This is a genomic window from Sulfitobacter sp. HI0040 (genome assembly GCF_001634885.1).
In the GTDB taxonomy this organism is placed as follows: Bacteria; Pseudomonadota; Alphaproteobacteria; order Rhodobacterales; family Rhodobacteraceae; genus Sulfitobacter.
Genome location: NZ_LWEX01000581.1, coordinates 1 through 19904, shown reverse-complemented (window position 1 = coordinate 19904; position 19904 = coordinate 1). Strand labels below are relative to the sequence as shown.

Here is a 19904-nt window from a genome sequence, read left to right as displayed (position 1 = left end):
ACAGGTTCAGCGGCCGTCCTTGGCTGTCGCAGATGGCGTGAAGCTTGGTATTCATACCGCCCTTGGTGCGCCCGATCAGGCGTCCACGCCCCCTTTTTTGACGCCCAAACTGGTCGCCGTTCGATGCGCCTTCAGATAGGTGGCGTCGATCATGACCGTCGTCTGCTCGCCGTGATCAGCGGCCAAGCCGACCATCATCTGGGCAAAGATGCCTTTATCGCTCCAGCGCTTCCAACGGTTGTAGAGCGTTTTGTGCGGGCCATATTCCCTCGGCGCATCTCGCCATCGTAAGCCATTGCGATTGAAGAAGATAATCCCGCTCAGGACGCGCTTGTCATCGACGCGAGGCTTGCCATGGGATTTGGGGAAGAAAGGCTCAAGACGCGCCATCTGCGAATCCGTCAGCCAGAAAAGATCAGACATGTTCACCGCTAGGTTTTCGAACCGTGAATCACGCTCCTAAGCGGAAATCAATGGGTCCTGACCCTAGAGAGCGGGCATTGACCACGATGGCTTCCGCCGGGAGTGATATCGAACAGGTTTTCACAGGAATCGACAGTAATGCACACGATCTTATGGCACGGTTACTGGAGGTGCTTTCACCGCTACATTTCCGAATTTACGATACCAAACCGACCTCCTTCTACGAGGAATGTGAGTGGAGGCTTTTGCGGTATCGTCATAGAGCTTCGTTACCGGAAATTGAATACTTTGCTGATGATAGTTCAATAAAGCCTTTTATTTCTTGTCTGATTGCAGATCCTGCGAGAGAGGCAATTCAAGAAGTTGTACTCGGACCCAAACATGCATCGAAAATCAAATGGGTGCGTGCGTTTTTGGCGTCGTTGGGCTTGTCGCATGTGACGGTAAAAAAATCCGGCATAGAAAGTTATCGCTGATTTTCGTTCGACAATCTACTCTTCTCAGATTTTAAGAACGCTCGCTTGTAGCTCACCGTAAGTCACATCGTTTCATACTCAAGATATTGCATTTTATATCAAGGCTCTGACTGCAGTTTATTGTTTTGCGGCCACCTTGGTAACTGACATGGTGCATTCAAAAAGACATTAAAATTGGAAACGTGGCTGAAGTTCACCGCTCTTGAACGTCGAAAACGACCGAAACACAGCTTTGAGTGTCCGCTTTCATTGGGCAGCCCAATCTACCTTGTGTTCACAGCGAAGGTCCGCTCACCGCCCTCCTTCTAAGGGCCCTCGCAGGCACGGCATATTCATCCGCACGAAGGTCCGCCAAAGACCTCCCGACAAAACGCTACAACCACACCCCCAAACGAAAAACGCCGCCCCGGGGGGCGGCGTTTTCCTCATTCTACAGGTCCGTAGATCAGGGTGTGATCTTGTGGACCAGGCCTTCATCGACCACGGCATAGAGGCTGCCGTCCGGTCCCACGACGAGGGAGCGGAAGCGACCGGACTCCATACCTTCCGGCAGGGTCATCTCCGTGACGTCGACGACCTCGGTCTCATCCTCGGTCAGCTGGATCACGTCGATACGCTGGCCGATCGGCGTGCCGCCGAAGCCAATGCCCATGATACCGACGACCATGGCATTCTGCCAATCGCCCCAAGCCTCGCCGCGCAGGAAGTCGGCGGAGGATGTGCCCTGAGACCAACCATTGTTGTTCCAGATCGGCGCCATCGCGTCGGGATAGGTGTCGAAGTCGGTCATCGGCATGAATGCGGCCCGCTCGAAGCGGTTCATCCCGTCGGCCTGGTTCGGGCTGTAGCCGCAGTAGTCGTCCGGGCAGTCGCCCCGGCCAGCCATGTTCGGGCGCGGATCCCAGCCCGCGTTTCCGCCGTTCTCAAGCACGGTGATCTCGTCCGAATGCCAGGGGCCATGTTCCGCCGTGATCGGCGTGCCGGAGGCGTTGAACGTGATACCTTGCGTGTTCCGGTGACCGTAGGTGTAGGTCCGCTTGTCGAAACCTTCCGGCGGGTTGTTCTCGGGCGCGGCATTGCCGTCCGTGTCGACCCGGATCACCTTCGACCCCATCATCGTCGGGCTTTGCGGGACCTCACTGTTGTGGTTGTCGCCGGTGGTCAGATAAAGATAACCGTCAACCGGGTTGAACCGGACACGGCCACCGTTATGCGCACCGGGGCCGCCGAAGGGGTGATCCGATGCCTTCATCTTGTAGGGCACGTCATCGATGATGTCGGTCCGGCCGGATACGCCGGTGAAATCCTCGTTGACCTCGAACCGCATAAGGCGGTTGGTGTGCGGATCGGACATATTCGACGTCGAATAGACGTAGATGCGGCGGTTGTCGTCGAAGTTGGGATCGAACGCCACGCCCATCATGCCGGCCTGACCTTCGCAGAATAGGTCATCGCCGTTGGAGGCATAGCCTTCCGTCTCGCCCACGCCGTAAAGTGCGTTTACCGAACCATCAGGCATACGGACCGACAGGCCCTTGCACTTTTCGGTGAAAAGCATGGTGCCGTCAGCGCGAAGCGCAACGTCCCATGGGTTTTCCAACCCTTCGAGCACCACCTCGTGGCTCAGGCTCGATGTGTTCTGGGCAAGCGCCGGTACGACACCCACCATCGAACTGATCCCCATCGCGAAAGCGAGTGATCTGTGTGAAATCTTCATGTGTTCCTCCCTTGAAGAATTGTTTATCCGGCCCCTCCGATACGGGATCATCGGGAAAGGATCTGCTTTATAGGTAACGGCCTGGACCGGCCCCGTCTTGGTGCGGGGTCATTCCAAAGTCGTGATGAAGGTCGCGACGTCCAGAATGTCCTCGTCGGACAAATTCTTGGCGCGCGGGGCCATCAGCATCGTGTTGGGGCCGAACTTCTCGCCTGCGCGATACCGTTCGAGCCGGTCCACGATGTACTCGTACTCAAGACCCGCCAGTTTCGGATAGGCCGAAACGCCCTTGCCCTTCGGCCCGTGGCAGGCGCGGCAGTCTTTCTTGAAGATTTTCTCACCGGCTTCCGCATCGCCCATCGCGATGTCGGCTTGCATGTCATCGGATGTCGTTTCGGTGTCCGACTCCTCCGACATGGTTTCGGTTTCAGTTTTCTCGGTTTCCATCGCGGTCGTTGCTGCCGCATTGGATTCTTCGGTTTCCGGTTTGGTCTTGTCCCCGGCGATCACCGCCCCGGAGGCGAGAAGAAAACCTGCAGTGGCAATGAGGGGTAAAGAGGTCCGAAACTTCATCAGTGTACTTTCATGTTCAGACCCTTCCCGCGGGATATGCCGGACGGGTCACGTTTTACTAAGACATCCCTATAAACTACCATCACGGCCAATTACTGTATCTGCGACGAACGTCGCAGATGACTTTTTCGGGCGGCGAACCATGGGCACCCGCGACGACGTCAAAGCGCGATTCCAGTGGCATCAATCCCCCTCATCCTTGAATGCGAAGCTGCAGGCGGTTCCCTTTCCCGCCCCGATACTTTCTGATGCGCGCGGACCCCCAAGGAGCCTTCCATGTCCTTTCGATTCATCCATGCCTCCGATCTGCATCTCGGGCGCAAGTTCGCGAATATCCCGCAGCCGCCCGACGGCAACATCCGCGGCCGGCTGATGGAGGCGCGTCATGAGGCGCTCCACCGTCTGGCAGAGACGGCGCGCCAGCAGGGTGCGGCCCATGTGATGCTCGCAGGGGATACTTTCGATACGGCAACGCCTTCGGCCGGGCTGATCCGGCAGGCCCTCGCCGCGATGGGAGAGGCCGAGGACATCACATGGTGGCTGCTGCCGGGCAATCACGACAATCTGCACCACGCCGACCCCCTGTGGGAGGCGATCCGCCGAGATGCGCCCGGGAATGTGCAGGCCGTGACCGAACCCGCCCCCATTGAGTTGGCAGCGGGGGCCACGCTGCTGCCCTGCCCCGTCGCCTTTCGCACAGGCGCCAGCGATCCGACGGACCCGTTGCCTGCCATGCCCTCGCCCGAGGGGAACCTGCGGATCGGCTTGGCTCATGGCGGCGTGACGGATTTCGACGATACCGGCGCTGCGATCGCACCGGACCGGGACCGTTCGGCCCGGCTCGATTACCTCGCCCTCGGGGACTGGCATGGCAGGCGGGTGGTGTCGGAACGCGTGCAGTACCCCGGCACGCCGGAACAGGACCGCTTCAAACATGGGCGTCGTGGGCTCTGCCTCGCGGTGGAACTGGCGGGCCCCGGCGCACCCCCCGATGTGACAGAGGTCGAGATCGGCAAATTCCACTGGAGCGAGGTCGAACTGCCCCTGCATCCCGGACAGGACCCTGAGGCTGCACTGGCGGCTGCGCTGCCCGAAAAGGGGCGGCGCGACTTGCTTCTGCGCGTTTCGGCCAGCGGCTGGGCCAGCCTGCCGGAACATGCAGCACTACAACAGGCGGCGCGTCGCATCGGCCCCGAGTTTGCCCATTTCGATCTGCGCTCCGATGCGCTCGGCACCCAGTACGACAGTGCCGATCTGGATGAGATCGACCGCGCCGGCGCCCTGCGCCTCGCTGCCGATACGCTTCTGGAAGAGGCGGAATCCAAGGACCTGCCGCAAGAGGAACGGGAGATCGCCCAAGCGGCGCTGTCGCGGCTCTACGCCTATGTGAAGGAAGCCGGGGAATGAAGATCCGCGCCATCACGCTCTCAAACGTCCGCCGCTTTACCGAGCCCGCGCGCATCGGCGACATCGGCGATGGGCTGAACGTGCTCTGCGAGCCGAACGAACATGGCAAATCCACCCTTTTCGATGCGATACAGGCGGTCTTTTTCAAGGCCCATGGATCGCGCGACAAGGACGTCGCGGCGCTGCGGCCCCATGCGGGCGGCGCGCCCGAAGTGACCATAGAGATCGAGACCGACGCCGGGCGGTTCACCATCGCCAAACGCTGGTTCCAGAAGCCCGCCGCGACGGTGCACCGGGGCGCCACGTTGGTCGCGCAGTCCGACGCGGCGGAGGCCTGGATCACCGAGCTGCTGGGCGACGATGCAGGCGGTCCTTCGGGCTTGATCTGGGTTCGGCAGGGGGTGACGGACCTGACGACGGGGTCGGCGAAGGAACAGAAATCGGCACTCGATGCGCGCCGCGACCTGATGACATCGGTGGGCGAAGAGGTCGAGAACCTGACCGGCGGGCGGCGCATGGACATGGCGCTCCGCCGGTGCAAGGCTGCGCTGGATGAATTGGCCACCGGCAAGGCCCGCGCGCCGAAACGGGGCGGCCCTTGGAAAGACGCGCAGGAGCGGGTCGAAAACCTGAGTGAGCGGCGCGACACGCTTGCTGCCGCGGCCGCAGACCTGCACGGCGCCCTGACCGAACGCAACCGCGCGCGGCGCGAGTTGCGACAGATCGAGGATCCTGAGATCGCTCAGGCCCGTCGCGACAGGCTGGCCACGGCGGAAGCGGCACATGCCGAGGCGCTGAAACATGCCGCAGCACTGGAGGCCGCGACCCGCCGGGTGGAAATGGCGCGGCTTACGGCGGAAAAGGCACGTGACCGGCTCGCCGCCCTGCGCGAGGCAACGCGGGAGCACGGCGCGGCGGATGAGGCCCTGCAAAAAGCCACCATCCGGGCTGAGGCGGCGAAACGCGACCTCACCGAAAAGGATGAAGCGCTGGACAGCGCCATGCGCGCGCTCACCGATACCCGCCGCGCCCTCAAGGAAGCCGAAGACACTCAACGCCTCGCCCAGCGGGCCAAGGCCGCGCGGGACGGGGCCGAACGCCGCCGGGAGCTGCAAGAGCGCATCGCCGCCGCCATGGAAGCGCATGCAAGAATGGAGGAGGCGGCCACGCGCGCAAGCACCGGCCCCGATGCCCAAACCTTGCGCCAGATAGAGGAACGCCTGCGCGCCTTTGAAAGCGCCCGCGCCGCGCGGGATACCACGGCGACCCGGATCACCGCCCATTACGCCGAAGGCCGCGCGGGTGGCATCCTGCTCGACGGCGGCGCGCTGACGGATGGGGAACCGGTGCCGCTTTCCGGCCCAGTCCGACTGGAAATCGACGGGATCGGCGCACTCGAAATCCGCCCGCCCCATGGGGTCGAAGGCGAAGACAGCGTGGACAGGGCCAATGCGGCCCTGCGCGCCGCATTGGATGCCGTGGGTGCGGACACACCCGAAGCGGCGCGCGAAGCGGCGGCGGCGCGGGCGGAGGCGTCGCAGGACCGGAAGGAGGCCGAAGCGGTCTTCAAAAGCCTTGCGCCCGCCGGTCTGGAGGCGCTGCGCAAATCACTCGCGGCCATCCCCGTGGCGGAGGGTCTGGAAACCGCGCCTGATCCTGATGAAGCGGACCGTCTTCTGGATGCGGCGCGCGCCGCACAGGAGGACGCGGCGCAGAGGCAGGAGAGCGCGGCGCGCCACGCCTCCGACGCGCGCAGTGAAGCGGCGGGCGCGCAGACGGCGCTCAGCGCGGCGCAGGACCGGCTCGCCCGGGCCGGGGAGGCATTGGCCCGCCTCGGTGACGCTTCCGAAGAGACCCGGATCGCGGAGAGCGACACCGCCACACGCGCCCTCGCCGAGGCGGAGGCAGCCCGGGATGAAATGGCCCGCGCGGCACCGGACCTGACCACTTCGGAGGCGGCGCTGAAGCGCGCCCGCGCGGTGGAAACGCAAGCCCAGGCGGAGACCGCACGCCTCAGACCGCTGCTCGCCCGGCTGGAAGAGCGGATCGGCAGCACCGCCGGAAAGGCCGTCGAAGAGGAACTTGCCGAAACGGAGGAAAAGCTCGAAGCCGCGCAAGCGGACCTTGTCCGGATCGAACGGGAGGTCGCGGTGCTGATCCGGCTCGAAGCGGCGCTGGAGGCAGCGCGGACGCAGGCGCGCGAACGCTACTTCGCCCCCATCGCGCGGGAACTGAAGCCATTACTCCACCTGCTATGGCCAGATGCCGAACTGACATGGGGCGAGGAATCGCTGCTGCCCGATGCGCTGATCCGCGAAGGGCGCGAAGAACCCATTTCGATTCTTTCGGGCGGCACGCAGGAGCAAGTGGCGCTGCTGGTACGGCTCGCCTTTGCGCGGATGCTGGCGGCGGCAGGACGCACCGCGCCGGTGATCCTCGACGATGCGCTGGTCTTTACCGATGACGACCGGATCGAACGCATGTTCGACGCGCTGCACCGGCAGGCGGGCGATCTGCAAATCATCGTGCTCACCTGCCGCCAGCGCGCCTTCCGGGACCTCGGGGGCCAGTTGCTGCGCATCGGCCCGTCACCGCAGGCAGCGGGCTGACCGCCCCGCTTGCCATCTCCCGCCGCTATTCCGCCGGAAGGGCTCCTGCCGAAGCGGATGCGGCGGGACGCGCGCGTTTGCCCTTCCTCTCCCCCAGCATCAGCATGGCGGGGGTCACGATCAGCGTGAGCACGGTGGCCACGATGAGGCCCCCCGCGATGGCGGAGGACAGTTCGGTCCACCACTGCGTCGAAGGCGCGCCATAAACGATCTCTCGCGTGAAGAAGTTGAGGTTCACCCCGATCACCATCGGCAGAAGCCCCAGCGCCGTGGTGACGGAGGTCAGCACCACCGGGCGCAGACGCTGCGCGCCGGTCCGCAACGCGGCCTCCAGCGATGACATGCCCGCGCGTTTCAGATCGTTGTAGGTGTCGATCAGAACGATGTTGTTGTTCACCACGATCCCGGCCAGAGCGATGACGCCGATACCCCCCATCACGATGCCAAAGGGGCGCCCCGTCACGATCAGCCCGAAGAGCACGCCGGTGACGGAAAAGACGATCGCGCTCATGACCACGAAGGCCTGATAGAAGTTGTTGAACTGGATAACGAGGATCACGAACATCAGGAAGATCGCCGTGATGAAGGCTCCGCCGAGGAAAATCATCGAATCCGCCTGATCCTGCGCCTCCCCGGCAAAGGTCGCCTCTGTCCCCGGGGGCAGGTCCAGCCTGTCCAGCGCCGCGCGCAGGGCGACGATCTGGTCATTGACCAGCACCCCAGGGGCCACGTTGGCCTCGATGCTGACCACGCGGCGTTGATCGATCCGCTTGATCGTGCCGGTGCGCGGCGCGGGTTCGAAGGTCACGAAGTTGGAAATGGGCACCAGTCCCGCGCTGGTGGGCACCCGCAGACCTTCCAGTTCTTCCAGCGTGCGCTCGTCCGATGGAAAGCGCACCCGGATGTCGACGGAACCGTCCACGTCCGAGGGCCGATAATCGGCGACGGTGATGCCCCGGGTCAGGAGCTGCACCGCCTGCCCCAGTGTGGAGATGTCGGCCCCGAACCGTGCCGCCTCCGACCGGTTCACGGCAACGCGCCACTCCACCCCCGGCAGGGGGCGCGTGTCGGTCACATCGGTGAAATTACCGATCTCTTCCATGGCATCGCGGATCATCTGCACCGCATCGTCCTGCGTGTCGGGGTTGCGCGCGCGCACCCGAAGGCTGACGGGCTTGCCCGCCGACGGCCCGCTGGAGGCGGCCTGCACCTGCACGTCTATGCCCGCGATATCGCTCATGTCGGCGCGAATGTCCTCGCCGATGATCTCTGCCTTGCGGCGCGTGTCCCATTCCGTCAGTTCGAGCTGGATGGTGCCGATCACCTCCTCGTCCGCCTGACCGGAGCCGCCACTGGTGGAACGGGCATAGACCGAAGAAATCTCGTCATAGGCAAAGAGCTTTTCCTCCACCCGGCGGACCAGCGCGTCCTTTTCGTAGATCGAGAAGTTGTCCCGCGCGCGGACCTGAACCTGCATGAAATCAGGCTCCACCGACGGAAAGAAGGAGATCCCGTTGCCCAGCGTGCCATAGGCCCCGAAGCTGCCCAGCAGGAAAGCAAGCGCCACCAGCAGGGTCGCGCCGGGCCGCAGGATCGCGTATTGCAGCACCCGCACGTATAGGCCCGTGGCCCCGCGCAACGCGCGCGGATCGCCCTGTTCGGCGGCATGCAGCGTTGCCTTGTCCCGGGCCGACTGCGGCGGCCGCTTGCCGATGATCCCGCCCATGACGGGGATGAAGATCAGCGCCATGAAAAGCGAGGCGGTCAGCGTCAGGATCACGGTGATGGGCAGGAATTTCATGAATTCGCCCACCGTGCCTGTCCAGAACAGTAGCGGAAAGAACACCGACAGCGTCGTCGCGGTGGAGGCGATGATCGGCCATGCCATGCGCTTTGCGGCAAAGGCATAGGCCCGCTTGGGCGGATCGCCCTCCTGCAGGCGCCGGTCCGCCAGTTCGGTGGTGACGATGGCCCCGTCCACCAGCATCCCCACCACGAGGATGAGCGAAAAGAGCACCACGAGGTTCATCGTGTAGCCCATGGCCCAAAGCACCGTCACCCCTGCGAGAAAGGCGCCCGGAATGGCCAACCCGACCAGCAACGCCGACCGGATGCCCAAAGCCCAGACAATGACGATCATGACGAGTATGACGGCGGCGATCACGTTCGCCTCCAGATCGCTCAGCATGGTGCGGACCTGTTCGCTTTCGTCCTGCATGTAATCGATCGTGACGGTCCCGGGCCATTCCTCCGCCGCCCCGGCGATCAGCGCGCGCACATCGGCCACCGTGTCGATGATGTTGCTGCCCGCACGTTTCTTGATTTCCAGCGCCAGCGCGGGCTGCCCGTTGATCCGAGCGAAGCCTGTCGGATCCTCGAAGGTGCGGCGGACCGTGGCGATGTCGGCGAAGGTGACGACCGTGTCGCCGCGCACCAGCACCGGCAGCTGCATCACGTCTTCCAGATCCTCGATCAGCCCCGGCACCTTGATCACCAGCCGCCCTGCCCCGCTTTCGATGGCACCGGCGGCAATCAGCATGTTGTTGCGGTTGATCTGGCCGATCAGTTCTTCGAAGCTGATGTTGTAGGTCTCGAACACCGTGGGGTCGATCAGCACCTCGAGCAGTTCCGTGCGCGCGCCACCCACGTCGACCTCGAGCACGCCGGGCAGACCTTCGATATCGTCCTTGAGGTTCTCGGCGATGGTGTTGAGCGTCCGCTCCGGCACCGGGCCGGAAAGGATTGCCGTCAGGATCGGGAAGAGCGCGGTGTTGATCTCCGTCACAACCGGGTCGGAGGCGTCTTCGGGGAGTTCGGGCTGCGCGCGGTCCACCCCTTCGCGGACCTTGTCCAGCGCCTCGTCGGCGTCGAACCCCGGTTCGAATTCAAGCTGCACGCTGGCGTAACCTTCGCCGGCGCTGCCGGTGATCTCCTTCAGGCCGGTGATGCTGCTCAGTTCCGTTTCCAGCGGCTCCACCAACAGGCGCTCGCTGTCCTCGGGTGAAATTCCGTCAAGCCCGGTCGAGACATAGACCGTTGGAATGGGAATCTCGGGCGAGCTTTCCTTGGGGATCGAGACATAGGCGAAGGAACCTACCGTCAGCACCATGACGAGGGCCAGCACGACGACCCGCGCGCGGCTGAATGCGGCGTCGATCAGCGCGTTCACTGGTCCGCCTCCCGCGGGGTGGCGGCACCCTCTGCGCCCGCTTCTGCATCCTCGCCGGGCGCGCTGTCATCGAGTGATGCGACGGTTGCCTGTGCCGCAGCCGGCCCCTCAACGTTGCGCTCCTGCGGGTTCACCTTTTCACCGTCGCTCACGAAGCCCTGCCCGACGGTGACGATGCGGGTATCCTCCGGCAGGCCCGCGACCCAGATCCCGTCGGTTTGCGCCCGCACGATGGAGACCTCATGGAAATGGACGATGCCCTCTTCATCCACGGTCTTGATCCCCAGCGTGCCGTCCGTGCCGAGCGACAGGATCGCGGGAGAGACGAAATGCGCCCGAAGGCTGCCGGTGGGGATGCGGACCCGCGCGCTGACGCCCGCCGGGACCGAACCTTCGGCATTGGGCACGCTGATCTCGGCGGCGAAGGTACGGGTTTCGGCATCGGCGCTGGAGCTTACGAAAATCACTTCGCCCGTGGCCTCGGTGCCGGTGATGAAACTCACTTCTGCCGGTTGCCCGACCTCGATATTGACGAGCGACTGCTGCGGTATCTGGATTCGGATCGTCAGCGGCGTATTGTCGACCACGCGACCCACTTCCGCCCCGGTGGGAACGAACTCGCCTTCCGCGATGTCAAAGGCTTCGAGCCGCCCGGCGAAGGGGGCGCGAATCTCGGTGTTCTCTATCGCTTCCTCGGCGGCGGCGACCCCCGCCCGGGCGCTTGCCAACGCGGCGCGGGCCTGAGTGACACGGTCCATGGTCGCCACGCCACGCTCAAGTAGCTGTTCGGCGTTTTCGAACTCGCGTTGGGCGCGCGCCTCCTCCTCCCGGGCGCGGGCAAGGTCGGACGCGCGGCTGGCCGTATCGAACCGCGCGAGCGTTTCCCCCGCCATGACATCCGCCCCCTTGCGCACCAGCACTTCGGCGATCTCGCCCGAGGTTTCCGCGCGGATCATCGTGTCACGGTCCGGCAGGGCCTGACCTTCGGCAACGAAGACCTGTGCGACTTCTTCCGCCCGGGACGGGGTCACCGCAACCGTCACCAGCCGGGCCGCCTGTTCCGCGACGCTGGGGGCTGCCTCTTCGGGGGCGGAGGGCAGCACATAGCCGCTGCCCATCCATCCGACGATCAACAGAACGAGCAACCCCGCCACCCATTTCGACCGGGCCGAGCCGGCGTCGCTCTCGAAGGAAAGCGGTGCATTCGTCGCTGCGGATTGGTGTTCAGGGGATTTGCTTTCTGCTGATCCGTTCCGGCCAACGGCTTCGGGGGGCGCTGATGTGCTCATGTTCTGTTCTTCTCGATCCGGGCGATGGCATCGCCGAGTGAGGTTTCGATCTCTGCATAGAAATTCTTGAAATCGTTAAGCCTGCCGCGGATGTCGCCCGCGGTCGCGGGGAGATCGGCGAGCGTGCCGGCCACTTCGTCCCGCGCGCGGGCGGTGTTGGCGCGGGCATGACGCAGCATTTCAACATAGGCGTTATCGGCAAGCTGGAAGTAATCCTGCCGGTCGCCGCGCCGGTTCAACCGCCGAATCAGCCCGCGATCTTCCAGCAGCCGGACGCTGGTGCTGATCGTGGCGCGACTCACTTCGAGCTGGCGCGCCAGCTCGCCGAACGCCAGCGCTTCGCCGTCGAAAACGAGCATCGCGAATATCTGGCCCGACATGCGCGGCATACCGTCGGCCTGAGCAATTACGCCCATGCGTTCGATGAATGCTTCGCGGACCGCGGCGGTGCCCTGTTCGCCATCCATGACGCCTATCCCCCATCGTGACTTTGGTGGCGTCTACATATGGAACGGGATGCATGCGTCAAGTTTGTTCAGTTATTTCTGAACAAACTATTCCTCTAAAATCCGCATGACGTCACGTCGGATCAAGGCCGAATTTATTTACCTTGGAACCTAACCCTGCCCGAAACAGTCTGTTTCGTAGAAACTTCCTCAAATGTGACCGAAAAATGTTATGTATGGGGCAGAAATAGCAAGGCTCTCCGCCTGCAGCGGCCACACGGAAATGCGATCCCTGATCCATCGTGCCTCCGTGGCCTGCCGGCAAGCGGCGGCTACATGCAAAGCTCGACAAGGTTATGGTGGTCTCCTTTCGCGCTTTCATGAAGTCCGCAAAAGCCGCGCCTCGGGTGCCGGAAACCGCCGGCGACCGTGATTCAAAGCTGCAAACCCTGGGGGGTTGCGATGAAGAACTTCGATGCGGGCAAGCCGGTCTTCGGCCTGTCCAACATGACCACTGTGCGGACGCAGCCTGAGCAGGGCTACGTCTATGCGGATGTTGTCGCGGCATCGCCTGCGGGGCGCGACCGTGTCTGGCAACGGGCTGTTGCGCAGAAGGCTTTGGGCTGGGGGCCGTATCGGCTCTTTGGCAAGCGGCTGTTCGACATTATCTTTGTCCTGCTGACCCTGCCGTTTTCGCTGCCGATCATCGGTATCTGCGCTCTCGCGCTCTGGTTTGAAGGGGGCGCACCCTTCTACACTCAGCTCCGCGTGGGCCGCCGCGGCCGCCCCTTTCGCATCTTGAAACTCCGCACCATGCGCCGGGATGCCGATGCGGTACTGGAATCATACCTCTCCAGCGATCCTGCCTTGCGGCACGAATGGAACGAGTTGCAGAAACTGCGGAATGACCCACGCATCACGCGAGTCGGAAATATTCTGCGCATCACCTCCATGGACGAACTGCCGCAACTGCTGAACGTCCTGCGCGGCGATATGAGTGTTGTCGGCCCCCGCCCCATGATGCTGAACCAGCGCGAAATGTATGGTGATCTGCGCGATTATCAGGCGCTGCGGCCTGGCATCACCGGCCTGTGGCAAATTTCAGCGCGCAACAGCAACCGTTTTACCTATCGTGCCGAAGTGGACCGGACGTATAACCGCAATCTGACGGTCTGGCAGGATCTGCGTATTCTGTTCAAGACGATCGATGTGGTGATGCGCCGCACAGGGCATTGATCCGCGGGTTTTCGTGGCGTCACGCGGACGCCGCATGCAGGATGGAACAATGGGTGAGGACGGAAAGGAAGACGACATGAAGGATACCTTTGGTCCTGCTGGCGAAGCCGAATACTTCGCACCTGCTGAAACATCGCAGCATGGGGGGCGCCCTTCCGGGATGCGCCACAGTATCCGGCCGCGCCGTGCGCTCGCCCGCATCGCGGACGCCGATACCCCACGCGAAGATACACCCGCACCCTCAGATCTGGTCAAAGGGTCGCGCCGAAGCCTGCCCGATACGGACGCCCCCCGTTGGCAGGAACTGCCGGAGGACGACTTCGGCCTGCGCAAGCAATACGAAGGCCACGCGCCACTGGTGGACTTCCACAGAGACGGCCCCCTGCGCCGCGCCTTCGACCTGCTGCGCACCCGCCTGCGCCACACCGCACAGGAAAACCGCTGGACGAATATCGCCATCGCCTCCCCCACGAGCGGCTGCGGCAACACGTTTACGGCCGTGAACCTTGCACTCAGCCTGGCGCGGGTTCCCTCTTCGCGCACCATGCTGATGGACTTCAACCTGCGTAATTCGGGTGTGGCCGACATGCTGGGCATGACGCCCCGTGGCCCTATGCGTGACTATTTGCGCGGCAAGACCCCCATGCGGGACCATATCGTGCGTGTGGGCGATACGCTGGCACTCGGCCTCAACGAAGGGGCCGAAACCGACGCCGCCGAAACCCTGCAGGATCCGGACACCGACCTGACCCTCAGCCGGATGCGTGCGGCCCTCCGACCGGAGCTTGTGCTCTACGACATGCCTCCGATGCTGGAGCATGACGATGTCTCTGCTTTCCTGCCACAGCTTGACGGTGTGCTGCTCGTCTCCGACGGGACGCAGACCATGGCGCGGCAATTGGTGGAATGCGAGCGCATGCTCGACGGACAGGTGCCGCTGCTGGGGGTGATCCTGAACCGCGCCCGCGCCTCCAGCATCGCGAAGTACTGACCGGAACGCCCTGTTTCCAGACGCGAATCCGCCCTATAAAGGACGCATTCATCATGTTTGATGAGCTCCAAAGAAGGATATAATATCCTTCTTTGCAGGTAGACCGAGTGGTTCATTATGGGTCCGATCTATACGCTGGAAGATTTCGTAGACATGCTGCGCCGCAGGGCAGGGATGATCCTCCGCCTATTTCTGCTGGGCTGCCTTGTTTCGCTTGTCTGGGCCGCAAGGCAACCCCATGTCTACAGCTCTTCTGAGGTCATTCAGATCGAACAGCCTGTGGTCGCCTCCGAACTGGCACGCTCCACGGTTGAAGGGTCCTCTGGCCAACGTTTGCAACTTATCGAACAGCAGTTAATGGCCCGAGGCACCATTTTGGCGGTGATCGAGAAATTCGACCTCTATGCCGATCTGCCCGGCCTGCGCCTGTCGGAGAAGATTGACCGCCTGCGCGCCTCCGTCACCCTCGAAGGCGTAGCTGCGGTCCCGGAGGGCGACAACGATAACGGGGCGCTCGCGGTCCTGACAATCACCGCCCTGCAGAAAGACCCGGAGCTGGCGCGCGCCGTTGCCCATGAATTTGCGGACCGGATCCGCGCACTTGCCGCGGAGCAACGCCGCGAAAAGTCACGCGAAACGCTCGAATTCTTCATCAGGCAGGAGGAAAGCCTTCAGGATGCCTTGAGTGAGCTCGAAAACGAACTCGAGGCTTTCCGAAGCGAGAACGACCTGTCGATGGAAGGCAGCGTCGTCTTTCATCGGGGTCAGATTGCCAGCCTGAACGAAGCCATTCTCGCGCTGGAGCGCGATATCATCGCCACTCGTCTACAACGCGAACGAATCGATCCCAACGCCCGGCCCGCCACCGTGGAACGCTTAGAAGCTGACATCGCTACCCAAGTCGACAGCCTGACCACCCAGCGGGACCTGCTGTTCGAACGGCGTGAGACGATCGCGCGGAGCCTCGAAACCTCCCCCGAAGTCCAGCGTGAACTGGCCGATCTAGAACGCGGAATTGAGAACCTGCAAACGCAATTGCGCACGGTCGCCACCCGCCGCAACGAAGCGGAGGTGGGGTTTGAACTGGAACGCAATGACCGCGGCGAACGGCTGGTGACGCTGGAGGAGGCGCAAACACCCGATTATGCCGACACACTCAGCCGCAAGATGCTTGCGCTCCTCGGTGCTGGAGGTAGCCTCTTTTTCGCGCTCGCAGTGGCGATGATACTCGAACTGCGCCACCCGGTACTGCGGACCGCGCGCCAGATGGAACGTGAAACCGGGCTTGTACCGGTGGTCTCCCTGCCGGAGATCAAACTGCCCAAGGAACCGCGGGGTCTGCGCCGCCTCTGGCTGGGACGGCGCGCGGCAGGTCGCGCCGGTCGGCTGGCCCGTACCGGTCAGAAGGCCTGAGCGGTCGCCGTCATACTCCCCAGCACCGCCAACAGGTCCCACTGAAGCCAGAGCGTGGTGAGCCCGAGTGCAAGTGCTAGCCCGGCAAAGACTGCATCGTGTTGGCCATCCCAGACCCGATGCTTCCGCGCCAGCCAAATCAGCACCAGATGCGAGGCTACCAGCGCAAGCCCCATGCCGAACAAAGCCCCGACCAGCCCACCCGTCATAACTCCGGTAAGCAAGCCGGTGGTCTGCAGTACCGCGCGGCTGCCGGAAAAGACGAAGAACCCCCGCGAATCCCCGGCGGCAAGTGCGGCCTGATCATAGGTCATTCCCAAAGCCTGCGGCATCAGGACGACGCCCAGCAGCACCACGATCGCCCCGCTTTGCGCATAGCGCGGATCATAAAGCAGATCGACGAGCATGGGCCCCGCAAACGCCATCCCCGCCAGCAGCAGCATGACACTCGCGGTCAGCCCATAGCGCATGGGCCGCAGCCGTGATGAGCCCTTCGCGGCGGTTTCGCGGTAGATGGGGATCATCACCCGTCCGCTCACGCTTAGGCCGAGAAGCAGCGGAAAACTCGCCAGGAAATAGCCGATATTATAGATGCCCAGCGTTTCGAGCGCCAGGAAGCCACCCAGAATGGCCTTGTCCCCCTGACTGGCGAAAAACCATCCCATGGTGGAGAGAAATATCCATTTGCCGAATGACACAAGCTCCCGCAGCGACCGCGCCTCCCAGCGGAACCTGTTGGGCGGCCCCGGCAGGAACGTCCAGGTCAGCCCAAGCTTCGCAAGAATGCCGATCACTCCGCCGATCACCAATGCGGCCACCGACTGCAAAAGCAGTGCCAGCACGATCATGGCAACAATCCCCACAATTTGCGAGGTGAGGTCGAGCAGCGTCAGCCGCCCCATCGCCAGATGCCGATGCGCCGTTTCGATCCGCGTCGGGTTGAAGCCCGCCACGGCAAGCCCCAGCCCGGCGATCGGCAGGTAATAGATCAGCGCCGGCGCGTCATAGAGCCATGCCGCGGGATAAGCCAGAAGACAGGCCACCAGCCAGAGCGCGAAGCCCCGGATGGCCTGTATCGTCCATGCGGTGTTCAGAAAGTCGGGATCGTCGCCGCGTTTGCTCTGCGCGATGGAAGGTCCGATGCCAATGTCTGAGAACAGCGTCAGCCCCACCGTCACTACGGAGATAAGCGCCATGAGGCCAAACGCCTCCGGAAACAGCAGCCGCGTCAGGATCAGGTTCGACGCCAGGCGGATCGCCTGCGACGCGCCGTAGCCCAGCACGATCCATGAGGCGGAGCGTATCACACGGGCCATCAGGCGGTTGCCGCTCAGCAGTCGTAAAGCCCCAGCAAACACCAAAAACATCGCCCCTGATCCGGTTTCGCGGCAGACTAGTGGCTCGGGCGGCCTTGTGCCAGTGGCAAGGCTGCGGGTAACAAGGTGCAACCGCGCAAGGGGGCCCCGCGTTGCACATCGCCTACATCCTGAACACCTATCCGCAGCCCTCCCACTCCTTCATCCGCCGAGAGATCCGCGCGCTCGAAGCGCAGGGCCACCAAGTGAGCCGCATCGCCATGCGCGGCCCCGATGCGCCGCTCGTCGATGCGCAGGACCGGGCAGAGGCGGAACGCACGGAGCATGTGCTGGCATTGGGCGGCGCGGAGCTGGGCCGGGCAAGCTGGCGCCGCCTGCGTACAGCCCCGCGGGAGTGGTGGTCGGCGGCACGGCGGGCCTGGGCACTGGGGCGCGCGTCGGAAACCGGTGTGCTGCGGCATATGATCTATCTCGCCGAAGCCGCGGTGGTGGCGGAGCGTTGCGCCGACATGGGCGCGGATCACGCCCACGCCCATTTCGGGACCAATGCCGCAACCGTGGCAATGCTCGCGCGGATCATGGGCGGCCTGCCCTACAGCTTTACCGTGCATGGCCCTGAAGAGTTCGACAGCCCGCGCGCGTTGTCCTTGGGCGAAAAGATCGCCCGCGCCGCCTTTACCGTGGCGATCAGCCAATACGGGCGCAGCCAGTTGTGCCGCTGGGCCGACCCGGAAGACTGGGACCGCATCAAGGTCGTCCATTGCGGGATCGATCCATCGCGCTTCGCCGCATTGCGCCCTCTGACGGACGGACCCCGGCGCATCCTGTCGATCGGACGTTTCGTGGAACAGAAGGGCCAGCTCGCCCTGATCGAGGCGATGGGAAAGCTGCGCCATCCCACCCTGCATCTGACGCTCGTGGGCGACGGCGAGATGCGGCCCCGCATCCGGGCCGCCATTGCGCGCCACGGGCTGGAGGACCGGGTCACGCTAACCGGCTGGGTCGATGAGGCCCGGATAGAGGACGAACTGGCCGCCTCCCATGCGCTGGTGATGCCCAGCTTCGCCGAGGGCCTGCCCATGGTGGTGATGGAAGCCATGGCCGCGGCGCGCCCGGTCATCGCGACCTATGTGGCCGGCACGCCGGAACTGGTGCTGCACGGCCAGACCGGCCGGCTGGTGCCTGCAGGCGATACGCAGGCGCTTTGCACGGCGCTGCAGGCGCTTGCCGATGCGCCGCTCGGCACGTTGGACAGGATGGGCCGCGCGGGCCGCGCGAGGGTCTTCGTCCGCCACGACGTGAACAGCGAGGCCGCGAAGCTCGCAGCCCATTTCGCAGACGTCTAGGGCTTCAGCGCCCCCGGGCCCATGGATCCGCACTGCGGAAAAGCGGCAGATGCACGGTAAGGCGCACCGCGACAAAGGCGGCAAAAGCGACCGGATCGCGCAGGGCACGCCGCCAGACCGGCACCCCGCCCCCCCCTGAGTCCTCGTTCCGCAGAAGTTGGGGATAGCGTTCCGCGATCTCCGTGACTCCGTAATCCTGCCGCCGCCGTACTCGCACCAATGGCCCGAAACCTTCGATCATCGGCCAGCGATAGCCGGCGCGGACGGCGATGCGCTCTTCCGGGCTAAAGTGGAGCCGCGCGAATGTGTCGTCCGATATGATGTGCGGCCAGTCCTGCCACCGATCCCGCCCCGCCCGGTTCATGGCGAAAAGGCCGAAGCCCGGCACGCCCTCGGTCAGGAAGGGCGTGGTGAGCCAGAAGCGCGTGTAGGCCGCGCTCATCCGGCTGCCCGCTGTCGTGACCTCTGCCCGACCGCTGGCGTAACGCGGCGGTGCTACATCGAGCGCTTCGGCAAGCTCGGCCAGCAGCGCGGGGGAGACCAGCACATCAGCGTCGAGATAAACGAGAATGCGCCCCCTCGCCACGTCCTCACCTGCGTTCAGCGCGTTGAGTTTGCTGCCCTGCCGCAGGTCCAGTACCGTCAGCGGCCAACCCTTTTCCGCAAAGGTCGCCTGATGCGCGCGCGCCACCGCTGCCGTGTCATCGGTGCATCCATTGGCCACCACGATGACCTCGGTGGTCAGACCGGCGGGATCGTCCGATTCCAGCAGCGCCTGCAGGCAGCCGGGAAGATAGGCCGCCTCGTCATGGGCGGGGATCAATATGCTGATGGCAGTGTCGTTCATTCGAACTCAACCAGTGCTTCCCAGCGGGGGTTTTCATCCCCCAGATGCCGCCGCGCGCCCCAGCTTCCCCATTTCACCGGCGCGAAGACATCGACGTAGGCGTTGAAAAGCTGGCCGCCTACTGCCCGCCAGTTTTCCAGCAGGGTCGAATAGAGCGCCCCCATTTCGGCACTGTAGTTGAGGTGGTGAAAGAAGGCTGTCAGCTCCGCGTCATCCACCAGCGGACCAAGGCCCACGACGTGACTGCCGCCCTCGTACATCACCAGATCGAGGTCGTGCGCCTGCGCCACCGCCGCGTGGTAGGGCCAGACCCGCAGCGCCAGATCCGCCAGCGTATCGACCGGATCGCCCCCAAGCGCGCCATCGCGCAGTTCCCGTGCCGCGAGCGTTGTCGCGTGATCGAACCGGTGGGCCTGCACATGGTCCCGCGCGGCCTGCCCCGTCAGGTCAAGGGCGGCGGCCCCGGCTTCGGCCCGGGCGAGGCTTTCGTCCAGCCAGTCCTGCACCACCTCGCGCCGGTCCGCCTTGCCCAGCACGCCGCCGAAATAGCCTGTCACCGCATAGGCGTCGAACGCCTCCGCGGGAGCTGCCTTCCCCATCTTTTGCGCCAGCGGCGCGTCCAGCAGGGGCTTTTCATATCCGAGCC

The 19904-nt window shown here is 63.9% G+C and carries 14 protein-coding genes and 2 pseudogenes; 7 read left to right on the top strand and 9 right to left on the bottom strand.

Features of this window, described 5'->3' with window-relative positions:
* A pseudogene (locus tag A3728_RS21130) lies at window positions 1-423 on the bottom strand (IS5 family transposase); the annotation flags it as partial.
* Between the two features lie 77 nt (window positions 424-500).
* Between A3728_RS21130 and A3728_RS22940 the strand changes: the two are divergent.
* Entirely contained in the window at window positions 501-899 is a 399-nt protein-coding gene (locus A3728_RS22940; protein WP_150120934.1) for a hypothetical protein, read from the top strand.
* A gap of 445 nt (window positions 900-1344) precedes the next feature.
* Here A3728_RS22940 and A3728_RS21125 read toward each other — a convergent pair whose 3' ends face one another.
* Entirely contained in the window at window positions 1345-2616 is a 1272-nt protein-coding gene (locus A3728_RS21125; RefSeq protein ID WP_067928424.1) for a PQQ-dependent sugar dehydrogenase, read from the bottom strand.
* Between the two features lie 108 nt (window positions 2617-2724).
* Window positions 2725-3189 carry a c-type cytochrome gene (locus tag A3728_RS21120; RefSeq protein ID WP_067928420.1) on the bottom strand — a complete coding sequence of 155 codons (465 nt, stop codon included), beginning with the start codon at window positions 3187-3189 and terminating at the stop codon, window positions 2725-2727.
* Window positions 3190-3465: 276 nt separating this feature from the next.
* Here A3728_RS21120 and A3728_RS21115 point away from each other — a divergent pair, with 276 nt between their 5' ends.
* Together A3728_RS21115 and A3728_RS21110 are read left to right on the top strand one after the other, a co-directional pair.
* Complete coding sequence (locus A3728_RS21115) at window positions 3466-4596, top strand: metallophosphoesterase family protein (protein WP_067928416.1); 1131 nt, start codon at window positions 3466-3468, stop codon at window positions 4594-4596.
* On the top strand, window positions 4593-7205 hold the full coding sequence (locus A3728_RS21110) for an AAA family ATPase (protein WP_067928413.1): 2613 nt from the start codon (window positions 4593-4595) through the stop codon (window positions 7203-7205). The genes A3728_RS21115 and A3728_RS21110 overlap by 4 nt, the downstream gene beginning before the upstream one ends.
* Window positions 7206-7230: 25 nt before the next feature.
* Here A3728_RS21110 and A3728_RS21105 read toward each other — a convergent pair whose 3' ends face one another.
* The 3 genes from A3728_RS21105 to A3728_RS21095 are packed head-to-tail and all read right to left on the bottom strand — an operon-like array spanning window position 7231 to window position 12130.
* Complete coding sequence (locus A3728_RS21105) at window positions 7231-10374, bottom strand: efflux RND transporter permease subunit (protein WP_067928409.1); 3144 nt, start codon at window positions 10372-10374, stop codon at window positions 7231-7233.
* Window positions 10371-11663, bottom strand: coding sequence for an efflux RND transporter periplasmic adaptor subunit (locus tag A3728_RS21100; protein WP_067928407.1), 1293 nt, complete (start codon window positions 11661-11663; stop codon window positions 10371-10373). The genes A3728_RS21105 and A3728_RS21100 overlap by 4 nt, the downstream gene beginning before the upstream one ends.
* Window positions 11660-12130 (bottom strand): GbsR/MarR family transcriptional regulator, encoded by a 471-nt coding sequence (locus A3728_RS21095; RefSeq protein ID WP_067928404.1) that lies wholly within the window; start codon window positions 12128-12130, stop codon window positions 11660-11662. Before A3728_RS21095 ends, A3728_RS21100 begins: the two co-directional genes overlap by 4 nt.
* A 441-nt stretch (window positions 12131-12571) precedes the next feature.
* Here A3728_RS21095 and A3728_RS21090 point away from each other — a divergent pair, with 441 nt between their 5' ends.
* From A3728_RS21090 to A3728_RS21080, 3 genes are all read left to right on the top strand, one after another.
* Window positions 12572-13345, top strand: coding sequence for a sugar transferase (locus tag A3728_RS21090; RefSeq protein ID WP_150120933.1), 774 nt, complete (start codon window positions 12572-12574; stop codon window positions 13343-13345).
* A 49-nt stretch (window positions 13346-13394) separates the two neighbouring features.
* On the top strand, window positions 13395-14336 hold the full coding sequence (locus A3728_RS21085) for a CpsD/CapB family tyrosine-protein kinase (protein WP_067928401.1): 942 nt from the start codon (window positions 13395-13397) through the stop codon (window positions 14334-14336).
* A gap of 117 nt (window positions 14337-14453) precedes the next feature.
* On the top strand, window positions 14454-15749 hold the full coding sequence (locus tag A3728_RS21080) for a GumC family protein (protein ID WP_067928397.1): 1296 nt from the start codon (window positions 14454-14456) through the stop codon (window positions 15747-15749).
* Here the strand turns inward: A3728_RS21080 and A3728_RS21075 are convergent.
* Complete coding sequence (locus A3728_RS21075) at window positions 15737-17116, bottom strand: oligosaccharide flippase family protein (RefSeq protein ID WP_067928394.1); 1380 nt, start codon at window positions 17114-17116, stop codon at window positions 15737-15739. The two genes, A3728_RS21080 and A3728_RS21075, sit on opposite strands and share 13 nt — an antisense overlap.
* A 101-nt stretch (window positions 17117-17217) precedes the next feature.
* On the opposite strand from A3728_RS21075, the gene A3728_RS21070 reads away from it, so the two are divergent.
* Window positions 17218-18411: a glycosyltransferase gene (locus tag A3728_RS21070; RefSeq protein ID WP_067928391.1), complete on the top strand. Its 1194-nt coding sequence runs from the start codon at window positions 17218-17220 to the stop codon at window positions 18409-18411.
* 4 nt (window positions 18412-18415) lie between these two features.
* Here A3728_RS21070 and A3728_RS21065 read toward each other — a convergent pair whose 3' ends face one another.
* Complete coding sequence (locus A3728_RS21065; protein ID WP_067928388.1) at window positions 18416-19258, bottom strand: glycosyltransferase; 843 nt, start codon at window positions 19256-19258, stop codon at window positions 18416-18418.
* Window positions 19255-19904: pseudogene (locus A3728_RS23335) on the bottom strand (hypothetical protein); the annotation flags it as partial. The gene A3728_RS21065 and the pseudogene A3728_RS23335, both read right to left, overlap by 4 nt.

Excerpts from the sequence above, each read along its gene's own strand:
- A3728_RS21095 (WP_067928404.1), bottom strand. The coding sequence starts at position 12,130 with ATGGATGGCGAACAGGGCACCGCCGCGGTCCGCGAAGCATTCATCGAA.
- A3728_RS21100 (WP_067928407.1), bottom strand. The coding sequence starts at position 11,663 with ATGAGCACATCAGCGCCCCCCGAAGCCGTTGGCCGGAACGGATCAGCA.
- A3728_RS21080 (WP_067928397.1), top strand. The coding sequence starts at position 14,454 with ATGGGTCCGATCTATACGCTGGAAGATTTCGTAGACATGCTGCGCCGC.
- A3728_RS21090 (WP_150120933.1), top strand. The coding sequence starts at position 12,572 with ATGAAGAACTTCGATGCGGGCAAGCCGGTCTTCGGCCTGTCCAACATG.
- A3728_RS21085 (WP_067928401.1), top strand. The coding sequence starts at position 13,395 with ATGGGTGAGGACGGAAAGGAAGACGACATGAAGGATACCTTTGGTCCT.
- A3728_RS21075 (WP_067928394.1), bottom strand. The coding sequence starts at position 17,116 with ATGTTTTTGGTGTTTGCTGGGGCTTTACGACTGCTGAGCGGCAACCGC.
- A3728_RS21065 (WP_067928388.1), bottom strand. The coding sequence starts at position 19,258 with ATGAACGACACTGCCATCAGCATATTGATCCCCGCCCATGACGAGGCG.
- A3728_RS21125 (WP_067928424.1), bottom strand. The coding sequence starts at position 2,616 with ATGAAGATTTCACACAGATCACTCGCTTTCGCGATGGGGATCAGTTCG.
- A3728_RS21120 (WP_067928420.1), bottom strand. The coding sequence starts at position 3,189 with ATGAAGTTTCGGACCTCTTTACCCCTCATTGCCACTGCAGGTTTTCTT.
- A3728_RS21115 (WP_067928416.1), top strand. The coding sequence starts at position 3,466 with ATGTCCTTTCGATTCATCCATGCCTCCGATCTGCATCTCGGGCGCAAG.
- A3728_RS21110 (WP_067928413.1), top strand. The coding sequence starts at position 4,593 with ATGAAGATCCGCGCCATCACGCTCTCAAACGTCCGCCGCTTTACCGAG.